Source organism: Acinetobacter sp. FDAARGOS_494 (assembly GCF_003812225.1).
GTDB lineage: Bacteria > Pseudomonadota > Gammaproteobacteria > Pseudomonadales > Moraxellaceae > Acinetobacter > Acinetobacter baumannii.
Genome location: NZ_CP033866.1, coordinates 295898 through 317498 on the forward strand (window position 1 = coordinate 295898; position 21601 = coordinate 317498).

25 protein-coding genes are annotated in these 21601 nt (G+C 38.1%); 8 read left to right on the top strand and 17 right to left on the bottom strand.

The window, feature by feature from the left end; translation table 11 throughout:
* Nucleotides 1–30: 30 nt before the first annotated feature.
* The 11 genes from EG365_RS01505 to EG365_RS01555 all read right to left on the bottom strand — a co-directional run bounded on the left by EG365_RS01505 (nucleotide 31) and on the right by EG365_RS01555 (nucleotide 10818).
* The gene (locus EG365_RS01505) at nucleotides 31–996 is read right to left on the bottom strand and encodes a 2-hydroxyacid dehydrogenase (protein WP_000758326.1); all 966 of its coding nucleotides are present in this window, start codon (nucleotides 994–996) and stop codon (nucleotides 31–33) included.
* Between the two features lie 11 nt (nucleotides 997–1007).
* Nucleotides 1008–1658 carry a hypothetical protein gene (locus EG365_RS01510; RefSeq protein ID WP_000580181.1) on the bottom strand — a complete coding sequence of 217 codons (651 nt, stop codon included), beginning with the start codon at nucleotides 1656–1658 and terminating at the stop codon, nucleotides 1008–1010.
* Between the two features lie 100 nt (nucleotides 1659–1758).
* The gene (locus EG365_RS01515; RefSeq protein WP_000665946.1) at nucleotides 1759–3648 is read right to left on the bottom strand and encodes a M48 family metalloprotease; all 1890 of its coding nucleotides are present in this window, start codon (nucleotides 3646–3648) and stop codon (nucleotides 1759–1761) included.
* Nucleotides 3649–3726: 78 nt separating this feature from the next.
* Nucleotides 3727–5268, bottom strand: coding sequence for an amidophosphoribosyltransferase (purF, locus tag EG365_RS01520; protein WP_000334670.1), 1542 nt, complete (start codon nucleotides 5266–5268; stop codon nucleotides 3727–3729).
* 25 nt (nucleotides 5269–5293) lie between these two features.
* Entirely contained in the window at nucleotides 5294–5881 is a 588-nt protein-coding gene (locus EG365_RS01525) for a CvpA family protein (RefSeq protein WP_001091968.1), read from the bottom strand.
* A 6-nt stretch (nucleotides 5882–5887) separates the two neighbouring features.
* Nucleotides 5888–6892 (bottom strand): quinone-dependent dihydroorotate dehydrogenase, encoded by a 1005-nt coding sequence (locus EG365_RS01530; RefSeq protein ID WP_000966986.1) that lies wholly within the window; start codon nucleotides 6890–6892, stop codon nucleotides 5888–5890.
* Nucleotides 6893–6981: 89 nt separating this feature from the next.
* Nucleotides 6982–7461: a type II secretion system protein GspM gene (gene gspM, locus EG365_RS01535; RefSeq protein WP_000783000.1), complete on the bottom strand. Its 480-nt coding sequence runs from the start codon at nucleotides 7459–7461 to the stop codon at nucleotides 6982–6984.
* Nucleotides 7461–8600: a type II secretion system protein GspL gene (gene gspL / locus EG365_RS01540; RefSeq protein WP_001989189.1), complete on the bottom strand. Its 1140-nt coding sequence runs from the start codon at nucleotides 8598–8600 to the stop codon at nucleotides 7461–7463. Before gspL ends, gspM begins: the two co-directional genes overlap by 1 nt.
* Nucleotides 8601–8622: 22 nt before the next feature.
* A complete protein-coding gene (locus EG365_RS01545; protein WP_001177595.1) occupies nucleotides 8623–9078 on the bottom strand; it encodes a SixA phosphatase family protein in 456 nt (151 codons plus the stop codon).
* Between the two features lie 56 nt (nucleotides 9079–9134).
* Nucleotides 9135–10208 carry an NAD(P)H-dependent glycerol-3-phosphate dehydrogenase gene (locus EG365_RS01550; RefSeq protein ID WP_000807316.1) on the bottom strand — a complete coding sequence of 358 codons (1074 nt, stop codon included), beginning with the start codon at nucleotides 10206–10208 and terminating at the stop codon, nucleotides 9135–9137.
* A 34-nt stretch (nucleotides 10209–10242) separates the two neighbouring features.
* The gene (locus tag EG365_RS01555; protein ID WP_000132179.1) at nucleotides 10243–10818 is read right to left on the bottom strand and encodes a nitroreductase; all 576 of its coding nucleotides are present in this window, start codon (nucleotides 10816–10818) and stop codon (nucleotides 10243–10245) included.
* A 203-nt stretch (nucleotides 10819–11021) separates the two neighbouring features.
* On the opposite strand from EG365_RS01555, the gene EG365_RS01560 reads away from it, so the two are divergent.
* Nucleotides 11022–11402: a hypothetical protein gene (locus tag EG365_RS01560; protein ID WP_000720499.1), complete on the top strand. Its 381-nt coding sequence runs from the start codon at nucleotides 11022–11024 to the stop codon at nucleotides 11400–11402.
* Nucleotides 11403–11440: 38 nt separating this feature from the next.
* On the opposite strand, the gene rhlB is transcribed toward EG365_RS01560, so the two are convergent.
* Both rhlB and EG365_RS01570 read right to left on the bottom strand, forming a co-directional pair.
* The gene (gene rhlB, locus EG365_RS01565) at nucleotides 11441–12592 is read right to left on the bottom strand and encodes an ATP-dependent RNA helicase RhlB (protein ID WP_000200418.1); all 1152 of its coding nucleotides are present in this window, start codon (nucleotides 12590–12592) and stop codon (nucleotides 11441–11443) included.
* 103 nt (nucleotides 12593–12695) lie between these two features.
* The gene (locus EG365_RS01570; protein WP_000126912.1) at nucleotides 12696–12908 is read right to left on the bottom strand and encodes a cold-shock protein; all 213 of its coding nucleotides are present in this window, start codon (nucleotides 12906–12908) and stop codon (nucleotides 12696–12698) included.
* A 374-nt stretch (nucleotides 12909–13282) separates the two neighbouring features.
* Between EG365_RS01570 and EG365_RS01575 the strand changes: the two genes are divergently transcribed.
* The 5 genes from EG365_RS01575 to EG365_RS01595 all read left to right on the top strand — a co-directional run bounded on the left by EG365_RS01575 (nucleotide 13283) and on the right by EG365_RS01595 (nucleotide 16015).
* A complete protein-coding gene (locus tag EG365_RS01575; protein WP_000108398.1) occupies nucleotides 13283–13528 on the top strand; it encodes a sulfurtransferase TusA family protein in 246 nt (81 codons plus the stop codon).
* Nucleotides 13529–13661: 133 nt separating this feature from the next.
* Nucleotides 13662–14528, top strand: coding sequence for an RNA polymerase sigma factor RpoH (gene rpoH / locus EG365_RS01580; RefSeq protein ID WP_001285359.1), 867 nt, complete (start codon nucleotides 13662–13664; stop codon nucleotides 14526–14528).
* A gap of 111 nt (nucleotides 14529–14639) precedes the next feature.
* Nucleotides 14640–15005: a DUF423 domain-containing protein gene (locus tag EG365_RS01585; RefSeq protein WP_000264715.1), complete on the top strand. Its 366-nt coding sequence runs from the start codon at nucleotides 14640–14642 to the stop codon at nucleotides 15003–15005.
* A gap of 13 nt (nucleotides 15006–15018) precedes the next feature.
* Nucleotides 15019–15216, top strand: coding sequence for a sulfur carrier protein ThiS (thiS, locus tag EG365_RS01590; protein WP_001167820.1), 198 nt, complete (start codon nucleotides 15019–15021; stop codon nucleotides 15214–15216).
* 13 nt (nucleotides 15217–15229) lie between these two features.
* The gene (locus EG365_RS01595; RefSeq protein ID WP_001154366.1) at nucleotides 15230–16015 is read left to right on the top strand and encodes a thiazole synthase; all 786 of its coding nucleotides are present in this window, start codon (nucleotides 15230–15232) and stop codon (nucleotides 16013–16015) included.
* Nucleotides 16016–16153: 138 nt separating this feature from the next.
* On the opposite strand, the gene EG365_RS01600 is transcribed toward EG365_RS01595, so the two are convergent.
* A complete protein-coding gene (locus EG365_RS01600) occupies nucleotides 16154–16777 on the bottom strand; it encodes a metal-dependent hydrolase (RefSeq protein ID WP_000928993.1) in 624 nt (207 codons plus the stop codon).
* Between the two features lie 19 nt (nucleotides 16778–16796).
* Entirely contained in the window at nucleotides 16797–17570 is a 774-nt protein-coding gene (yaaA, locus tag EG365_RS01605; RefSeq protein ID WP_000880404.1) for a peroxide stress protein YaaA, read from the bottom strand.
* A gap of 127 nt (nucleotides 17571–17697) precedes the next feature.
* On the opposite strand from yaaA, the gene EG365_RS01610 reads away from it, so the two are divergent.
* A complete protein-coding gene (locus tag EG365_RS01610) occupies nucleotides 17698–18330 on the top strand; it encodes an alpha/beta hydrolase (protein ID WP_000003114.1) in 633 nt (210 codons plus the stop codon).
* 196 nt (nucleotides 18331–18526) lie between these two features.
* Nucleotides 18527–19483: a ribonuclease Z gene (locus tag EG365_RS01615; RefSeq protein WP_000902243.1), complete on the top strand. Its 957-nt coding sequence runs from the start codon at nucleotides 18527–18529 to the stop codon at nucleotides 19481–19483.
* Between the two features lie 71 nt (nucleotides 19484–19554).
* Here the strand turns inward: EG365_RS01615 and EG365_RS01620 are convergent, their stop codons facing one another.
* Together EG365_RS01620 and EG365_RS01625 are read right to left on the bottom strand one after the other, a co-directional pair.
* Nucleotides 19555–21015 (bottom strand): aminoacyl-histidine dipeptidase, encoded by a 1461-nt coding sequence (locus EG365_RS01620; protein ID WP_000195372.1) that lies wholly within the window; start codon nucleotides 21013–21015, stop codon nucleotides 19555–19557.
* A gap of 170 nt (nucleotides 21016–21185) precedes the next feature.
* Nucleotides 21186–21569, bottom strand: coding sequence for a hypothetical protein (locus EG365_RS01625; protein ID WP_000735997.1), 384 nt, complete (start codon nucleotides 21567–21569; stop codon nucleotides 21186–21188).
* Nucleotides 21570–21601: the final 32 nt, after the last annotated feature.

Here is a 21601-nt window from a genome sequence, read left to right on the forward strand (position 1 = left end):
CTATATTTGCAATGAAGTGTTATTCATCCTTTACACAAAATTAGGATTCACTAAATATCTAGGCGTCTTGTCCTCTAGTGCTTCCACCAAGTTTTTATAAGCTAAATTTGCCATTTTCTTACGTGTTTCAGCTGTAGCAGAACCTACGTGAGGCAAAGTGACAACGTTCGGCAAATTGAAAAGTGCAGATTCTTGCAGAGGTTCTTTCTCATAGACATCTAAACCAGCCGCAAAAATAACTTCATTTTGCAATGCTTCAATTAGGGCTTGCTCATCGACAACTGAGCCACGCGCAATATTAATAAATATGGCATGCTTTTGCATAAGCTCAAATTGAGCCTTACCCATTAAAGCTTTAGATTCCGCATTTAAATCAACAGCTGTCACTACAAAATCAGATTGTTGTAATAATTCTTCCAATCCCAGATATTGAGCTTTTAAAGGTTCCGCCAACTCAGGTTTCTCGCGGCGATTATGGTAAACAATATTCATGTTAAATCCATAAAAGCCACGACGTGCGATTGCAGCACCAATATTACCAAGCCCAATAATACCTAATGTTTTTCCAAAAACATCGAGACCAAACTGCTGTGGCCCAACTGTTCTTTTCCACTCACCTTGTTTAGTCCAGTGATCTAGAAAAGGAACTTTTCTGGCTGCACTTAATAACAAAGTAAAAGCAAGATCTGCTGTCGTTTCAGTTAGAACATGAGGTGTGTTTGCTAACCAGATTTTTTTCTGATTTAAATAACCAACATCATAATTGTCATAACCTACAGTCACAGAAGAAATAATTTTTAATTTTTGGGCAGGAGAAAGATTACTTTCATTGAGCAAACGACCAGCCCCAATCATGCCATCAGCATCTACTACTTCTTGTCGTATCTGTTCATTAATATCACCCAGTTTAGGGTTCAATACGACAACATGGTAATGCTGCTGTAACCGTGACAAAATTTCCTCATCAATTTGGCTAAAAACCACAACCTTTTTCATGTAAATCCCTACTACTCATTGTTATCTTGCATAAGTTGCCACAATCTTTTCTTAAGAAGAGGCTTATCTAACATTTCTTTTAAACTAGCTAAATGAATAATATTTGCATGTTGAATATAGGTACATTTACCCAAACATAAAATCTTTTTCTCTGTTGCTACAGCATCTAAGAAACCTTGAATATAAGAACCTACCCCTCGTTGATCTTGATAGGCTGCCAGAGGGAAAGGCCATCTTAATTCAGAATATTGTCCCACCTTCGCCTTTTGTATATTCACCCAAAGTTGTTTTTCTTCTGTTTCCAAAGCCGTTACATCAACAAAAATTACACATTTTTCAAGACAATAAGCCTGTAACTCAAATGGAGTAATTGTCTCTTGCGCAATGACTTTAGGTTTTTCTACAAGTATCTCTGGCTGCGAAACTTCTGCAACTACTATTGGTGGCTCTTCCACCACTTTAGGAATTTCAAACACCTGTGGCTGAGTGTTCTTTTGCTCAAAAGCAGGAACATCTATGGTAGGTACGGTAATTGACTCATGAGGTTCAACAACCTGATCTCGCCACAAAGTATGGGCATTATTTTTTTGGCACACTTGTGTTCTAGGAATCCATACGTCTATTCCTAAAGTTGCCAGTATATTTCTTTGCTGCCCAATCATGTCTAAATCAGTACCTCTAATCTACACACATTCTAACGGGCTTCTGATTTTTTTTCAGCGTTTTCTTTTAATGATACTCTTTGGAAACCACATATGTTTCTTAAATAATCATAACGCTATTTTTCTTCTGCATTTGCTCTACAATTTCATCAGACTCAAAACCAAATCGCCAATAGAGCAACTCAAGCACATCAAGTTCATCTTGAGTAATAATACGATCACTCCACAAGCACATTTCAGCAATTGCCAATATACTTAAGCGGTCACGCAGCAATAATCCAGCAATATCATTTAAAATTTCTGCTAAGTCTAAAGGTTCATCCGAAATTTCATCATAAATATGCATTTCATCAGGATTAAGCAAAGAACGTAAGATACGTTCGCGAACCTCTAACTGATTCGGACTATTGATTTGTTGCACATGAAGTAATGCATCAATTAAACGAACAATTTGAGGTTTTACCTCTTCAAATGCTGTCGGCAAATGAAGTGGCATTAAGTTTAACTCGTACTTAACACGCTCGAGTAGAAGTGCATCAAGTAATCCAATTTCCCCATCTTCCTGAATAATAAGGGCCAGTTTAGTCAAAAATTGACGAGCAATACTGGCAGGCATATGACCAATATTTTTACATGCATCATGAAATATCTGAATATGAATACGCCCATCAAGATTAAGTAAGGCATCCACAATTGCATGGCTTACTGGCGCATCTTGTGGAATAAATTCTCGATATTGACGAATCATTAAAATAGCAACCATCACCTCACGTGAACCAGTCGCAGTTTGTAATGCACGTTGAATAAGTTCAGGCCGCTTTTTATTACGACGGATATCACTGCTTAACGGCTTAATTGCATCATTCAAAGCAAAACTGATTGGAGAAAGACGCAACAAAGGCAAAGGTTGTGGAGATGACCACGGCGTATAAATTTCAGTCTCAGATTCTTCTAGTACATGGAACAAACTAAATAAAGGACGATTTCGAAGTTTCTTTAAATTTTCTAATTGCAAATCTTGTAATAAAGTTGGGTTAAGCTCATAAATACGTTCACGAATACTTGGGTGAATATTCATCCAACTTTGCGGGCTAAGTGAATTCGCAAAACACATATGTGCAATCGATTCAGAATAAGCACTATGAATCTGCGAACCAGAATGGTGAACGTAAATACGCAATAAAGTTTGGGTATTAGTGCTATTTTTTAATAACCGCATGGTTTTTTGGTCATTACGAAATGTACGACCACTTAATGTTAAATATTTAATAAAACGAGTGATTAAAACACCTAAACTTCCCGCTAACCAAATCACACCACCTACGGCTACAAATACAGTCTCGAACTTATGCTTATAACCCGGACTGTAGCGCTTAAACCCTTGTTTGGCGAGCTTACTCCCCCACTGACTAAAAGTAGTCAAACCACTATATAAAATTTTTAGTTTAGTATTTTCTACTGCTTCACCCGATAAAATCTGGTTAAATTCATGACCCAATAAGCCATATAGCTCTAGCTCATCAAGGTTCTGTAAGGCACCCCAAGTTAAAATAATTACAATATCATTCGAGTGAAAGCCTGCCGTTAATGCATTAACACCTACTTCATCAGGTAAAACATAAAGTGTTGGAACGTTCAGGGAAAATGTTTGTGCCAGATGTTCTGTAATTTTTAATGCGGCATGTTCTTCTGGTGTACTTTCACCTTTTACCAAACGACGAGCTTTCAACTGCTTGGCAAGTGAATGGCCACCTTTACGCAAAATATAAAGTTCGGTCACCACAGACCAAACCATGATAAAAAGCAAAAGAGCAATAAAATATGGACTTAAAGCATGCCACCAAATTGGCTCGCTATAATCAAAGAAATGAACAAGTAAACCTAAAATTAGATTTAAAATAAAAATAGTTAAAAGCACAGCAACCAAACACATAGTGATGGACCATGCCATATTTTTATTTTCGATTAAATAGTGGCTTACTTCTTTCAATGTAAATAATCCCAATTACATTGTTAAGTTTCATCATAAAAGAAAAAAGCGGGAAATACCCGCTTTTTTCGGCTATTTCTATTCTTCTTTAATACCGGTCAAATCTACTGATGCTGCATCAATATTGACATCAATATAACCATCTTTTTTCTTTTTCGCAGAATCATTACGTTTCTGCTCCAAATTATTCAGATAGTCTGCATCAATTCCACCAGTTACATAGATACCATCAAAAACAGAGCAATCAAACTCGGTTAATGTAGGTACTTTACTTGTACGTACAGCGTTCTTCAAATCTTCCAAATCTTGGAAAATTAAACGATCAGCACCAATAATTTCCTGAATTTCTTCTACACTGCGTTCTGAAGCAATAAGCTCAGTTTTAGCAGGCATATCGATACCATATACGTTCGGATACATCACTTTCGGTGCAGCTGAAGCAAAGTATACTTTTTTCGCACCTGAGTCACGCGCCATTTGAATGATCTCATTACACGTTGTACCACGCACAATTGAGTCATCCACTAATAGAACGTTCTTGCCTTTAAACTCTAACTCAACAGGGTTTAATTTCTGACGTACAGATTTTTTACGCTGTTGTTGACCTGGCATAATAAAGGTACGACCGATATAACGGTTTTTCATAAAACCTTCACGGAACTTCACGCCAAGAATATTTGCCAACTCTAAAGCTGAGGTACGGCTTGTATCTGGAATTGGGATAACCACGTCAATATCATGGTCTTCACCCCAGTCACGCAAAATTTTATGCGCTAATTTCTCACCCATTTTTAAGCGAGCTTTATAAACCGAAATACCATCAATAATTGCATCTGGACGAGCAAAATAAACATATTCAAAAATACATGGACGGTATTTTGGATCTGCCGCACATTGCTTTGTAAATAACTCACCGTCAGCATTAATGAAAATTGCTTCACCCGGAGCAATATCACGCTCAATTTTAAAGCCAAGCGCTGTAATTGCTACTGATTCAGATGCAATGATATATTCCATCTCGCCTTGCTCAGTTACACGAGAACCGTAAATAAGCGGACGGATACCATTTGGATCACGGAAACCAACTAAGCCGTGACCAGTAATCATTGCCACTACACCATAAGCACCTTGACAGCGCTCATGTACACGTGAAACGGTATGGAAAATATCTTCCGGTGTAGGATTTAAAGTTCCTATCTTTTGCAATTCATGAGCAAAGACGTTTAAAAGAACTTCTGAATCAGAGTCCGTATTCATGTGACGCAAATCTGTTTTGAACAGGTCATCATGAATTTCTTCTGCATTTGTCAAGTTACCATTATGTGCAAGTGTAATACCGTAAGGTGAGTTCACATAAAATGGTTGAGCTTCCGCACTGCTTGAAGAACCAGCAGTTGGATAGCGCACATGACCAATACCGTAATTACCAAGTAATGCTCTCATATGACGAGTATGAAAAACATCACGTACCATACCGTTATCCTTACGAAGGAAAAGACGGCCTTCATGGCAGGTTACTATTCCAGCTGCATCTTGCCCACGATGTTGCAACATCGTTAATGCATCAAACAACATTTGGTTCACTGGCGATTTACCGGCTATACCAACAACTCCACACATAGCAACCTCGCAGACAAGCTAGGAATTAATAAAAAGGATTCTTTGTTGAATGGTCAGGTCGAAGTTCTGTTTCCTCCGACTCGTCCATTGGTTTTGGAGAAGTGCGCGTTACACCACCTCCAGATGTTATCTGATGCAATGCCTCACTTGCTGCATCTTTAGAAAGCTCTGTCGCTAAAGGTGCATAAGGCAATAAAAACTGGATAAATTTGGATTGTTTCCAATGAGGCGAACTTTCTACCCAAGGACCAACACCCTGCATGGTAATAAGAACAACCAATAAACCTTTCAACGAACCAAAAGCACCACCTGCTAAACGATTTAATGGCCCCAACTTCAAACTTTTCAAGAGGCCATTTAAAAATGCAGTGACGATCCAAGTTAAAACGATAATTAAAAGTGCAATAAAAGCGAAAGCCGCGATCTTTTGAACCACCGGATCCTGACTTAAACCTGACATTGACGGAGCTAGAAGAACAGCATATTTTGCACCCATAATTAATGCAAAAATCCATCCTACCAAGTTCGCAAAGGCTTTTATAAATCCTTGTCGCAAACCGTTTAGCCCCCCAATGAGCAAAAGTATCAGAATGATGATATCAATGGTGTTCATGTTCAATTAAGTCATGGCTTCAACACATTGCTTCACAAGCGTTGGTCCCGTATAAATCAGACCACTATAAATTTGTACAAGCGTTGCTCCAGCCTGTTGTTTCGCTGCAGCTTGTTCACCCGACAAAATTCCGCCCACACCAATTAAAGGAATTTGTCCTTTTAATGTTTGAGCAAATAAACGTAAACATTCCGTACTTTTTTCAAATACAGGTGCACCCGACAAACCACCTGACTCATTACCGTAAGGCAGATTCTCTACCCCTTCTCTCGATAAGGTAGTGTTCGTCACAATAAGACCATCAATTTTAAAATCTAATAATTGTGCCGAAATAAATTCAACATCTTCAGCTGTTAAGTCTGGAGCGACTTTAAGAACTAAAGGTACATAGTGATTATATTGCTCTGCCAACTCAAGTTGACGTGCTTTTAAGGTTTGCAATAATTCAGTTAATGCATCACCACTTTGCAAACTACGCAAATTTTTAGTATTTGGAGACGAAATATTAACCGTAATGTATGAAGCGTAGTTATAAACTTTCTCAAGACAAATCAAATAATCATCAACGGCTTTTTCGACAGGTGTATCAGCATTTTTACCAATATTAATACCTAAAATGCCTCTAAATTTTGATGCTTTAACATTCTCGATTAGCTTATCAACGCCATCATTATTAAAACCCATACGGTTAATAATAGCTTTAGCTTCAGGAATACGGAATAAACGTGGTTTTGGGTTACCAGATTGCGGGCGAGGTGTAATTGTACCAATTTCAATGAAACCGAAACCCAACCCAGCTAATGCATCAATATGAGCACCATTTTTATCTAGACCGGCTGCCAACCCTACCGGATTAGGAAATTCGATTCCCATACATGTAGTTGGCTTTGCTTCTACGGTCTGGCGCATCATGCCTAGCTTATGCGCTTTATCAAGCATGGATAATGTTAATTCATGGGCACGCTCTGGTGCTAAACTAAACAACATCGGGCGAGCAAGTGAATATAACATACCAATCACAGTCTACTGATTTTAGGTACGCATATTATAGGCACAGGCAGCACAAAACACCATGCTTGACACAAGCATATTTTGATATGTTATTGAACTGTCGCTGTTAATTTAATCTGACCTTCACTAGAAACCATTTCCATCTTTTGAATACTTAAGCCCATCTGTGCAAGTTGTGTTAAAAAGTTAGCCAAAATTGCATAATTCTGATGTGTTACAACAATTTGTAACTGTTCCCCATTTTGCTGGGAAGACACAGTTAAACCTTGTTGCTGAGCTACTCGTTGTATTTTTCCAGACTTATCTAGTTCAAGCTCATTGGCAGGCTTCATCGTGACTGCATTACTCTGCATCCACACCATCAAATCTTTTAAATCATTTAAACGTTTTTGCTGTTGTTCTGCCAAGGAATGCATTTTCCAAAGTGAATATCCAACAATGACTACTACAACAAAAATAGTAGTAAAGACCACCATAATACGTTCACGGACAGTTAAGCGATCTAAATATTGAACAATTTGTTCAACCCACTGATCAAAACGGTTTTGCAACTGAGCTAACATTTTCATTATTGTATTTTCACCACCCCAATCGCACCATTACCATCAGCTTGAACATTACCTAACTCAGCTTTAAAACCTTGTTGATTAAGTTGTTGGGTTAAAGCTTGCAAATCATCTGCTGATTTTGCTTTTAGTGCCATTGTTAAGATTGAAGCATCATAATTGAGTTGCTGAGCTAAAATCTGTCTTTGCATTAAAATAGGCCCAACCCGGCTTAACAGAGAAAGTGCCTGGGTATCACCTTGCTGGCTCATTCTTAAATGACTTTCGAATTGTCCTTTAATATTTTGTTCAGTCACACGACTAGATGGACCAAACCAATATTTATATTGCTCAATTGCCTGTTCAGCAGTCTGATCTGCCACCTTTTTCAATTTTACCCAACGCAATAAATCATAGCTAAACTGCACGACAATAATTGCTAGAACAACGGCGGCACAAGCTTTCCAATAACTAGAAAAAGTACGTTCTTGCCCTTTTGATTTTGGCAAAACATTAAAAGGATGCTGCTTAGTTTTATCTAAAGGCTGAAATTGATAAACAAACTCAGAACGTTGCTCTGCGCTTGAAGCGGCTTCTAAGCTCTCTAGTTGCTCTGCTGTTAAACCGCTATATTGATAATGTGTTTCGGCTGACTGGAACTCTAAAAAAAGCCCCAAGTCATCAATGGAATTACCTAACCACTTATTCTCACGCACCAAAAGCTGATGATCAATATTACACAGAATAACTTGCTGAGCTTGTGGTTCAGGTAAAACTAGAAAATCTGGCAACAAAGCCACAAGTTTGGTTGGTAACAAAGCTAAAGAATGTTGCCATGTCTCTACCACCCCCTGAGCAACACCCAAAACAGTTAACTGATCCGCATGAAAATGGTGAACCACTTTCATGTGATCAATCGGTAAAGTCACAAACTCTTCAAGTAGATATTTAACCCCATCAGCGCCAAGCTGTTTGTAATGGGACTTTGCCATCGTTTGCTGAAGCATTTGAGCATGACGACTCGGAAAAAAGACCGTAGCTTCTTTTCCTTGATGTATTTGCAAGTCTTGTATTAATTGATCGAGACTTGCAGCCTGCAACCAGTTTTCTCCGTTAGACCAATGCCAAACTCCATTGGTTTCAGGCATCCATATGTACAGCATGTGGGCTAAATAACCTTTTTAATTATATTGTGGGTATAAAACTATTTTTTTGTGTTGATAAACCATTTGCAATAACAGCTTGATCATAAATTCTTGCTTCAGCAAGTGCAAATGGATTGAAATTTTCATGAGTCAGTAACTCTGCAATATGCCCTACCACATTCATATGGCAAACAACCACAATCGACTCATAAGGAATTTGGGATAGCCATTCAATCGCTTCTTTTGCATCATCGTCAGGCTTAATTTTGTCGCATAACAGTACTGGCACATCTTTAAAATAGGTCTGGATATGCGCCAACGTTTCCTGAGCACGCAGCAAAGGACTAACAACAAAAATATCTGGTTTTACAATATCTTTTAAAAACGTTGCCGTTTGCTCGGCTTGTGCATGTCCACGCGCAGTAAGGGGACGTTTAATATCATTACCATTTACTGGTGGAGCAGCTTCCCCATGACGAACTAATGTCAGTTGCATAAAATTTCCTTGTAAACAATTCCTGCATTATAACCACAATTTATGACATTTATTCGTCAGACTTCATGATGAGGTAAAACAAACTCAACATCACTACGGTGTCCATTTTTCATAAGAGAAAGTGCAATATTTAATGGTGGAGCGCCTTCAAAAATGACCTCATATAAAGCATTGGTAATTGGCATATATACGTCTAGTTCTTGCGCCTTGCCACGCACCTGAACAATCGTGTTAATACCTTCTGCAGTTTGTCCCAATTCTTTACTCGCTTGTTCAAGCGTTTTACCAGAACCTAGCGCATAACCAATTTGATAATTACGGCTTAATGGACTATTACAAGTCGCAAATAAATCACCTACTCCAGATAAACCTAAGAACGTAAGTGGGTTTGCACCTTGTTTTACCGCGAAACGGCTCATTTCAGCCAAAGCACGCGTTAAAATCATACTCTTGGTATTTTCACCAATTTTATATGCTGCTCCAATTCCCATAGCAACGGCATAAATATTCTTAAGCGCACCGCCTAACTCAACTCCATGCACATCATCGCTACCAAAAACGCGGAATAACGCACTATGAAGTGCATGTTGTACGGCATAACGGACGAGTTCAGAATCACTTGCAATTACAGTACCAGAAGGCATACCTGCCATAATTTCTTTAGCGAGATTTGGTCCTGACAATACGCCATACGGCACTTCTGGTAATTCTTCACGAATAATATCGCTCATGAAGCTAAATGTTTTAGCTTCAACACCTTTGGTTAAAGACACCACAGCTTGTGCAGTAATATAAGGCGCTATTTGTTTTAAAACATCACGGAATGAGTGGCTTGGAATTGCAACTAAAATAATATCTCGATCACATACCGCTTGCTCAAGATCAGAAACTGCACGTAATGAAGATTCTAAAGTGAAGTCTGGTAAATAACGTTTATTAATATGGGTTTTATTAATTTCTTCTGCTGTTTCGGCATCACGAATCCAGATCATGGTATCGCAGCCATTACGAGCAGCTAAATTTGCCATAGCTGTACCAAAGCTACCGCCCCCTAAAACGGTAATACGTAATGCCGTTTTTTTATCGACCGCAACAGGTTCCACCAAATCTGTAAACTTAAATTCAGCCATGCTTTATTATCCTATTTCTTACTTTTACAGACGTTTAAGCCTGCCAAACTTTTACGAATTCTTTACTATCAATATCTGCACGCGGTGCAATTGCTTTAGCTGCTGTGCCGACATAAATAATACCTGAAATCAAATCATGCGGTTGCAGACCTAAATGCTGTTTTAACCAGTTTGATTCGACAACGGCACCACTACGCCACATGGTCGCGAACCCTTGAGCTTGTAAAGATAACAAAAGATTTTGTACTGCTGCGCCTGTACTCAAAATTTGTTCGAAGTGTGGAACTTTCGGATGATCTTGTAATTGCGTAAGAGCTAAAATAAGTAGCGGAGCTCGAAAAGGATGTTGCTTCACTCGTTCAAGCTGTGCAGGATCAGACTCACCCAAATCGACCAATGCTTTTGCCAGAACTTCACCAAAAGCAGCACGTTGGTCACCTGACACAATTACAAAACGCGTTGGCTTAAGTCTATGATGATCTGGAGCTGTTAAAGCTGCCTGAAAAGCCAACTCTAACTGATCTGTATTTGGGGCTGGCTCAACTAATTGACCAATAGACTGACGCTGATGAATATTTTGGTGAATTATTTGTATTGCTGAATCCGTCATTAATATTAATCTAACTCAAAAATTCGAAATAGATTAGCATAATCTACCGTTAATCCACCATTGAATCTAGCTTATAAACTTAGCGAATTCATAGTTTGACATTTTTTAATACAAAACATCAAAACTCATACAACGTCTTCAAAATCAATTAGAAAACTTATGTTCAAATAACCCTATCTTTTGGTGATTAACTTAGGTGCATTATGAAAAAAATAATTTTAGCGACCGCAATGAGCGGTGTTGTTTTATTACTAGGTGCTTGTGCAACCACGCCTAAAAACACTTTAGCAATTCAAAAAGAAAATAATCAGTTTGAAGTGACTGGAATTGGCAAAACCAATTTAATTGCAAAGAATAATGCGGTTACTGCGGCACAAAAAACATGCTCTAAGAGCACAACACCAGTTATTGTTGATGAAAAAACGTCTTATCACGGGGTTTTAAAAGATGTGGTAAGTGAAAAGACTGGTCAAATGGTAGAAGCTGCTGCGGGTGTCATCGGTACTTTAACTGGTAAAAATGCATCTTTAGCAAAAGATGATGATTATCAAACAACGCTTACCTTCTATTGTAAAATAAATTAATCAAAAAAAATCCCAATCATTTGATTGGGATTTTTTTATTAGCAATAACCATCTAGTCGGGTTAGAGGCAATTTCTTACCAATTGCTTTTTCAATTTCGGGTAAATAGAAAGCATCATCTTCAGATAAGAAACTAATACTTACCCCTTGTGCCCCTGCACGACCTGTACGACCAATACGATGGACATAATCATCAGACTGCTCAGGCAATGTAAAATTCACTACATGTGATACACCGTCTACATGAATACCACGACCAGCAACATCGGTTGCGATCATGATGTTATGCTTGCCTTGCTTAAACTGCTCCAACATTTTTAAACGTTTATCTTGAGCAATTTCACCAGATAGCATCCCCACTTTGTATCCATCTTTTTTCAAATGGTCGTAAAGACGACGTACCTGATCACGGCGATTGGCAAAGATCATAACTTTATCAATTGGCTCTTCACGTAAAATATCTTGTAAAAGACGATATTTATCCTGTTTAGCCACAACGTAAACACGTTGTTCGACATCATTATTGGTCTTTTGTTCAGGTTCAATTTCAACAGTTACTGGTTCAAATAACCATTGTCTTGCCAAGTTCAAGACATCATAACTAAATGTTGCAGAGAACATTAAGGTTTGTCGTTGTTCCTTACGTGGTGAATAACGCACAATACGTTTTACGGAAGGAATAAAGCCCATATCCAATAAACGGTCAGCTTCATCAATCACTAAAAATTCAATTTGATCGAGCCAAACTTCTTTTTGTTCTACAAAATCAATTAAACGCCCTGGTGTGGCAACCATGATATCGACAAAATTAGCATCAAGTTGCTTCTTCTGCTTATCGAAATCAACGCCACCTAATAGGGTCACTAGGTGTAAATTAGAAAATTTTGTGAGAGATTTTGCATCACTTTCAATCTGCAATGCCAACTCACGAGTAGGTGCTAAGATTAAAGCACGAGGCTCACCACGGAAGCGTTGCTCCTGAACCGGATTATTGAGCAAATCATTAATTACACTAATCAGAAAGGCAGCAGTCTTACCTGTTCCTGTCTGTGCTCGCCCAATTGCATCATGCCCGGCTAATGTATATTTTAAAACCTTTTGCTGAATTGGGGTCATTTGAGTAAACCCTAAAGCATCAATCGCCTTTTTAAGTTGCGGATGTAAATTCAAGGTTTCAAAACCAGATGTCATAAATACGCGCTCTAACAAACAATCTCTCGAATGAGAAGATCATTATAAACAAAAACGCCCCAATTCAAAAATTGGAGCGTCCATGATTCATCAAAAAGATGAATTAGTCTAAAGGCTGAACGTTTTCAGCTTGAAAACCTTTTTGACCTTGTACAACGCTAAATTCTACACGTTGACCGTCACGTAGAGAACGGTGACCGTCACCTACGATTGCACGGAAGTGAACGAATACATCGTCGCCGCCGTTACGTTGAATAAAACCAAAGCCTTTAGTGTCATTAAACCACTTTACTACGCCTTGTTCACGAGCTGTCATAAGTCAATCCTCAGATGATGAAAAAAGGACCTTCCGGTGTTGCAAACAGCAGAGCAAACAAGGTTTTAAAATTTTTATAATCTTAAAGCTTGTAATCATTCTGTAAAACTATCAACAATTTCCGGTTACATCCATTTGTTATAGGGTTATTAAAACAATTTAACTGTGTGGTAATTCCTAAAACGGTTCGAGCTTAACACGGGTTTATGACAATTAATAGAATTTTTTTCATTTATTTCCCCTATTTTTAGCTGTTTTTTTAAACAGCTTATTACAATTATTTTTATCAGTATTGATTAGTTGTTCTTTATATAAAGTTATGTAGTGTTTACAAAAATTTGTTAAAATAATTTTTTTAGTTGTTTTGATGATGAATGAGCACTACTTCTTCCGCTACGACGCCTATTGAAATTAATGCCCTTGGCCAACCTTGTCCAATGCCATTATTAATGTTGAAACGTGAACTTAAAAAATTATCGGGAAAACAACTATTCTTATTAAAATCATCTGACCCGCATAGTGAAATTGATGTAACACGTTATTGCCAATTACATCATTTTACGTGTCAAACCATGCAGATTTCAGAAAGAGAATTTCACTATTTAATTGAAACTCAATAATTCTTTGCTAAACTAAAAGATTAGAAACTGCATAAAATTTTACATTTCTATACCCAATTTTCCTTAATTATGAAGCCGATTCAAATTAAGATGAACTTATTGGTTAATCCATCCTATCCTATAAGGAGAACTCATGAGTGACAGCAGCAATCAATTGATGCCCCTGTCATTGTCTGCGCCCGGTGTAAACCTTGGTGCATATATCAGTACTGTCAATCAGATTCCTATTTTAACGGCTGAGCAAGAAAAAGAGCTTGCTGAGCGTTATTATTATGACCAAGATCTTGATGCCGCAAAAATGCTGGTAATGTCGCATTTACGCTTCGTCGTTCACATTGCGCGCAGCTATGCAGGTTATGGCCTACCTCAAGGTGACCTTATTCAAGAAGGTAACTTAGGCTTAATGAAAGCCGTAAAACGTTTTGACCCAAATATGGGCGTACGTCTTGTATCTTTTGCCGTCCACTGGATTAAGGCAGAAATTCACGAATATGTTATTCGTAACTGGCGTATTGTAAAAATTGCAACAACCAAAGCTCAGCGTAAACTTTTCTTCAATTTACGCAGCTTAAAAAAATCGAGTAAAAAGCTCACATTAGAAGAAGCGCAATCTATTGCAAACGACTTAAATGTTACTCCAGAACAAGTTTTGGAAATGGAAGGTCGTTTAACAGCATATGATGCTGCTTTTGAAGCTCAAGGCGATGACGATGATGACACCCCGCACACTGCGCCAGTGTTATATCTTGAAGATAATCGTTATGACCCTGCTCGTTTAGTAGAAAATGAGGATTGGGAAGAACAAAGTACATCTGCTTTGCATGACGCAATGAACCAGCTAGATGACCGTTCACGTAATATTTTGCAGCGCCGTTGGTTAGATGACGATAAATCTACCCTCCATGAGCTTGCTGCCGAATATAATGTTTCTGCCGAACGTATTCGTCAGCTTGAAAAGAATGCGATGGAAAAAATTAAAGTCGCAATGTCTGCAAGCTAAAGAAAATCAAAAAAATAAAAGGGCGATAAGCCCTTTTGTTTTATCTGGCTATGTTTAGCCAACCTATTCTATGGTAACGTTGCCTTTCATTATTCAGTTGCGTTTTTTGTTATGTGGATTGCCATTTCAGCCCTTAATCTTGCTTTCGCAGTCATGTTGGGTGCTTTTGGAGCACATGGTCTTAAAGCTCACGCGAGCCCTGAACAACTTGCTTGGTGGCAGACTGCAACCGACTACTTTTTTTATCATGCGCTTGGATTGTTAGCGCTTGGTATTTTAAGCAAGGTTCTTCCTCATTTCCCAATCAAGTTATCTTTCTTGCTTATTCAGATTGGCATTCTGTTCTTTTGTGGTTCGCTTTATATCATGGCATTGGGTTTACCGCGGATATTAGGTGCGATTACGCCAATAGGTGGAGCTTTGATGATTGCTGGATGGCTAATCTTGGCTTGGAATGCTTTCAAATACGCAAAATAATCGGAATGTGATCATGCAAATTTATTTAAATGGCGAATTAACGGACACGCCTAGCCAAAACCTGTTGCAACTCATTCAGGAACTGGCACTTGAAGGAAAACGTTTTGCTGTTGAACACAATCAGCAAATCGTGCCTAAAAGCAAATTAGAGCAAATTACGATTGCTCAACATGACCGTATCGAAATTATTCACGCTGTTGGCGGCGGCTAAGTCGGAGTTATCCATGCAAGACACCCCTCTCATTATTGGTTCACGTTCTTTTCAATCTCGTTTATTGGTAGGAACAGGGAAATATAAAGACTTAAATGAAACGGATTTAGCCATTCAAGCTAGTGGTGCAGAAATCGTAACTGTCGCAATCCGCCGTGTGAATATTGGACAAAATCCAGATCAACCGAATTTACTTTCTGTCATTCCACCAGAAAAATATACAATCTTGCCAAATACTGCAGGTTGTTTTGACGCTGACAGCGCAGTACGCACGTGTATGCTAGCGCGCGAGCTACTGGATGGTCACAACCTAGTAAAACTTGAAGTGTTGGGTGATGAAAAAACCTTATATCCAAATGTAACCGAGACTTTAAAAGCCGCTCGCACTTTGATTGATGATGGTTTTGAGATTATGGTCTATACCTCTGACGACCCAATCATTGCTCAAGAACTTGAAAGTATGGGCTGTGTTGCAATTATGCCTTTAGGTAGTTTGATTGGTTCAGGCCTAGGTATTTTAAACCCGCATACCATTTCAATTATTAAAGAAAATGCCAAAGTACCGGTTTTAGTAGATGCAGGTGTTGGTACAGCAAGTGACGCTGCTATTGCGATGGAACTTGGTTGTGATGGCGTATTGATGAACACAGCGATTGCAGCGGCTCAAAATCCTATTTTGATGGCTTCTGCAATGAAGAAAGCTGTTGAAGCAGGACGTGAAGCATTTTTAGCTGGGCGTATGCCACGCAAACGCATGGCAAATGCAAGTTCACCAGAAACAGGTTATTTCTTTAAATAATTTATTTCTAAGGAATCACTGTTTTTTTTTCAGTGGTTCCTCTTTCCCCTCATGTAACCATTTTCACTTTTCAAAAAAGATTAAAAATCTATATCACTTTATTCAATCAACAGATTTAAATTTTATATTTAGCTTAGGCTATTCCAATATTTTCTTTAAATTTTGCTTGGCGTTTAACTCAAAATTCTTTTGGAAATATGCAGTTTGATAAAGCGGCTCAGACTGATAAAAATTCATTAAAACTTCTTTTCGCTTAATTGAATATACTTCTGGATCAACCCAAGAATACTCCTGCTGAATTTGCTGTTCATACTGGATAAAACGTTCAGGTGTTGCTGCCAAAATAGCTAAATCGATATCTAACAAAAATTGCAAATCTGTTTCATCGGTTGGTGCATGCTTTTGAGTCGCAAGAATCCAACGCTTTATTTTCTGCATTGTATCGAGCTGTAAATCTTGAGCCATCAATTGCTCAAATAACTCGGCACTTTTAAGTTCATTATCTAGCGCTTGAGGTTCGTAGACTACATCATGGAACCAGAGAGCCAATGCAACAGCATATGGATCATTTAATTCGGACTGAATCGTCTCAATTAAACTCAAACATTCATATAAATGTTGTACGGTGTGGTAGGCTCGCTGCTTTTCACTATAAGCAGCAATAAGTTCATTTAAAATTTTCTGCGGTTCAGAAAAATGATAATGCTGATGCAGTTCAAACCAAAAAAGTTCCAGTTTTAATAAGTAAAGCTGCATCAGCATTTATTAACCACGCTTAGGATTATTGCTCATCACGTTTAAACACCAACTCTTTTGCCGATGAGTTATCAGCATCAAAGTAGTAACCTTCAGTATTAAAAGCTTTGATGTCTTCAGCTTTATTTAATTGGTTTTCAATAATAAAACGAGCCATTAAACCACGTGCTTTTTTCGCATAGAAACTAATGACTTTATATTTGCCATTTTTCTGGTCAAGGAAAACAGGCTTCACAATTTCAGCCTTAATTTTCTTTTCATTGACAGATTTGTAATATTCATCTGAAGCCAAATTTACCAGCAATTCAGATTTAATTGCTGCCAAGTCTTCATTAATCCGATTGGTGATAATATCATCCCAAAATTCATACAAATTGTGACCGCGCGTATTTTTTAATTTAGTACCCATCTCTAAACGATAAGGCATCATTAAATCTAAAGGACGCAATAAACCATATAAACCAGAGAGCATACGTAAATGCTGCTGGGCAAAATCAATATCTTTGTCTTTTAAATGATAAGCATCTAAACCGGTGTAAACATCCCCTTTAAATGCATAAATTGCCTGACGAGCATTTGAAAAATCAAATTCTGGCTTCCAGTCTCTAAAACGATCAGCATTAAGTGTGGCAATTTTTTCACTGACACTCATTAGACTCGCAATTTCCGAAGCAGAAAGTTTGCGGCAAACATCAATTAATTGTGCGGAGTGTTCTAACAAGCGCGGCTGAGTAAACTCATCTGTAGGTAACGCTGTTTCATAATCTAAAGTTTTTGCAGGAGAAATTAAAGCAAGCATAGACAACCTGAAAAAAATTATTATTAATGCCAACTATAACAGTAGATATTTTTTAATGCTAACTCGTGTTTTCAATGACGACTATCGGTAAAATAGCACTTACGTATTGTTATTTAGCGGTTCTTCTATGTCTGAGCAAATTTTCATCCAGGGTCCAGTAGGTAAAATTGAACTTTTCGTTGACCGTCCTGAAGGTGAAATCAAAGGCTTTGCAGTTGTTTGTCACCCTCACCCATTACAAGGTGGAACCCCTCAACATAAAGTCCCTGCTCTTTTAACCCAAATCTTTAATGAATATGGCTGTATTGTTTACCGTCCTAGTTTCCGTGGTTTAGGCGGCAGTGAAGGTGTTCATGATGAAGGTCATGGAGAAACTGAAGATATTTTAGCTGTGATTGAGCATGTTCGTAAGCTTCATGCAGGTTTGCCATTTTATGCAGGTGGCTTTAGCTTTGGCTCACATGTTTTGGCAAAATGTCATGCGCAGCTTAGCCCTGAATTACAGCCAATACAGTTAATTTTATGTGGTTTACCAACAGCTACTGTTGTGGGATTACGTCACTATAAAACACCTGAAATTCAAGGTGATATTCTACTCATTCATGGTGAGCAAGATGACATCACCTTACTTTCAGATGCAATTGAGTGGGCAAAACCTCAAAAGCATCCAATTACGATTTTGCCGGGCGCTAACCACTTCTTTACAGGTTATTTAAAACAGCTTCGCCAAATCATTACACGTTTTATTATCATGAAATAAAGTGTATTTGATGGGCATAACTTGAGAGTATGCCCATCATTTTCAAGCCATGTCCTGATTGAAAATTATTCCAACTTAAGCCAAAACGCGCCAAATATTTTTTACTCGGTCACTACCATCTACTATAATTTTTATAAAATTTTAATAAGTGTCTATAATATAAAAATTACGCATTTGACTAAAAAATTCCAAGAATATGCTTCATTTTACCTTTTTAGGCACATCATCAGGTGTACCCACGCTTTCACGCAATGTTTCAGGATTAGCTGTTCGTAACAGTAAAAATAAGGACTGGATTTTAGTTGATACTGGTGAGGGTACACAGCATCGTATTCAGCAAGCTAGACTCTCACTACAAAACTTAATTGCCATTTGTATTACACACGTTCACGGCGATCATTGTTATGGCCTAGTTGGTTTACTGGCAAGTGCAGGCATGAATGCCCGTACAAAACCATTAATCGTGATTGCGCCCAAAGAAATTCAACAATGGTTTGAAATCACTGCTCAACTTACAGACTTACATTTGCCTTATTCAATAAAATTTATTGATGTTAATGAAGCAACTCGGCCACAGCAGCTCACCGATGAACTCTTTATTCAAGCACATCCACTAAGTCATCGTGTTCCGAGTTTTGCATTTAGTATTTATATAAAATCCACCCAGAAGAAGATAGATATTCAAGCTTTAACTCAGCTTGGCGTACCTAAAGGCGATATTTGGGGGCATTTAAAACGAGGCTACGATGTTGAGTTTGAGGGGCGAATTTTAAAATCTCAAGACTTTATCAAAATTCAAAAACAGCAGATTCATGCAATTATAGGTGGTGATAATGATCGGCCAGAATTATTAGCCGATACTTGTAAGGATGCTCAATTACTTATTCATGAAGCAACTTATTTGCAAACAGTCTTAGATAAAGTAGGTAAAGGACCAATGCACAGCTCAGCAAAAATGGTGGCTGAATTTGCTGAGCAGCAATCTCTAGACAATTTAATTCTGACACACTTTAGCCCTAGACATCAGGATAAAACTGGGCAGCAAGCTATTACCGAAGAAGTTCGCCAGTTTTATAAAGGTCATTTTTATTTAGCGAATGATTTTGATGAGTTTACTTTAAGTGAAACAGGACAACTTTTAAAAATCGAGTAAAAATTAGCTACATATCATTTCCATATAAAAGTTTAAGAAGCTCATAATTGAGCTTCTTATCTCTTAAAAAATTACTCTACAGATGCCAAAGCGGTTACCAGTAGCTTCCAGCATTTCTCTACAGTATCAACTTTGACTCGTTCACCCGGTGCATGTGCACCTTGAATATCCGGTCCAAACGAAACCATCTGTAAATGTGGGTAATGTTCAGCAATAATCCCACATTCTAAGCCTGCATGAATTACTTTTAGATTTGGCTCAATATTAAATGCATTTTGATAGGCTTGTTGTAAGCACTTTAGAGCAGCCGAATCTGGATTTGGTGTCCAACCCGACACTAACGGCGTAAGTGTAGAGCCGATATTAAACTGGCTAAAATGTGCCTGAATTTTTTCTGCAAAATCTTGAGCTTCTTGGTTCACCATTGAACGAACCATTAAGACAGCTTTTCCACCTTCTCGATTTAGTCTCACCACCCCAATGTTATTTGAGGTTTCAATTACATCTGGTAGAACCTGACTCATACTTGCAACCCCATAAGGACTTGTTGCTAAAGCTTGCAACCATTCATTTTGCTGTTGTTGATTAATCACTTCGGTCACTTCAACACCAGTGGATTGAATACTTAATTGCAAGTTGTCATCAATACCCTTTAGCTGTTTTTTCCATGTCGTTTGATATTCAGCAAGTAACTTTTCTAAGCTTGATAACTGATTAGGCGAAATTGCAATAGTTGCCACTGCTTCTCGCGGTAAAGCATTACGAGCTGTACCACCTATAAACTCAACAAGATACCCACCCAGTGAGGCTAAATGTTGATTTAAAAAGCGAGCCAAAATAACGTTGGCATTGCCACGTCCTAAATGGATATCTACGCCAGAGTGGCCACCTTTAAGACCAGCCACCTGAATATTAACAATATTCAAATTTTCAGGGATTGGCTCATAACTAAGCGGCTGCTCTACCTCAACATCAATACTACCAGCACACCCCAAATACAACTCACCCCACTCTTCTGTATCAATATTAAATAGCCATTTTCCTTTTAGCACACCTGTCTCTAAAAGCCGCGCACCACTCATCCCTGCTTCTTCATCGACTGTTAAAAGAACTTCTATTGGGCCATGAGCAATATCATTTGAATCTAAAACAGCTAATGCCAAAGCCACCCCAATGCCATTATCAGCACCTAAAGTAGTGTCTTTGGCAATTAGCCAGCCATCCTCAAGAACTGGACGAATCGGGTCTTTAAAAAAGTCATGTACCGTACCAGTATTGGCTTGTGTAACCATATCTAAATGGCCCTGAAGAATAACTCCAGACACATGTTCTTTACCGGCAGTTGCATCCTTTCGGATAATCAAATTTCCTACTTCATCTACATAAGTTTCTAAATTCCGACTTTCGGCCCAGTTTTGTAAAAACTCACGAAGTTGCTGTTCATGCTTTGACGGACGAGGAATAGTACAAAGTGTTTGAAAATGCTGCCAAACGACTTGAGGAGATAATGCTGCAATATCAACTTGTGTCATGAAAACTACACTCTAATTATGTAAATATCTTAATAATTTCAATATACACAAAGCATTAAAGATAGGTAGCGATTTCGGGAAAGATTTTGTATTTTTATATTTAATTTAAAGAAATTGTACGACTTTTCTAAAAAGCCGTACTTCACAAATAAGTCTTAACAATAATATGTTTAGCTTTTCCACTCAAATGCTGAAAAGCTATGATCGGCTTTCAAGCTATTTTCAACAGCCTGTGCAAGCTGACGAATAATACTTTGTGTTTCGATTTTCTCAAACCAGTCTTGTTCTTCATCAGGATTGGCAGAGATTTCACACATTAAATGCCCATCATGGTCTGTTTGCTGGCAAGTAATAGACAATGGTAAAAGGTGATTATCAATACTTACTTCCACCTTTTCATGTTCATGCACAATATGCTGTGCATCAAAACCATAATTCCCCAATTGTTTAAACAGTAAAGCCGCTACATATTCTTGAGTGATATGGCATTCATTTGGTGGATGATCAAGCACCCCATGTTGTGGGCAACTGGCAATAAATTGTAATTTTTTCATCCTTTGTCCTAACACTTTTATCATTATCTGCA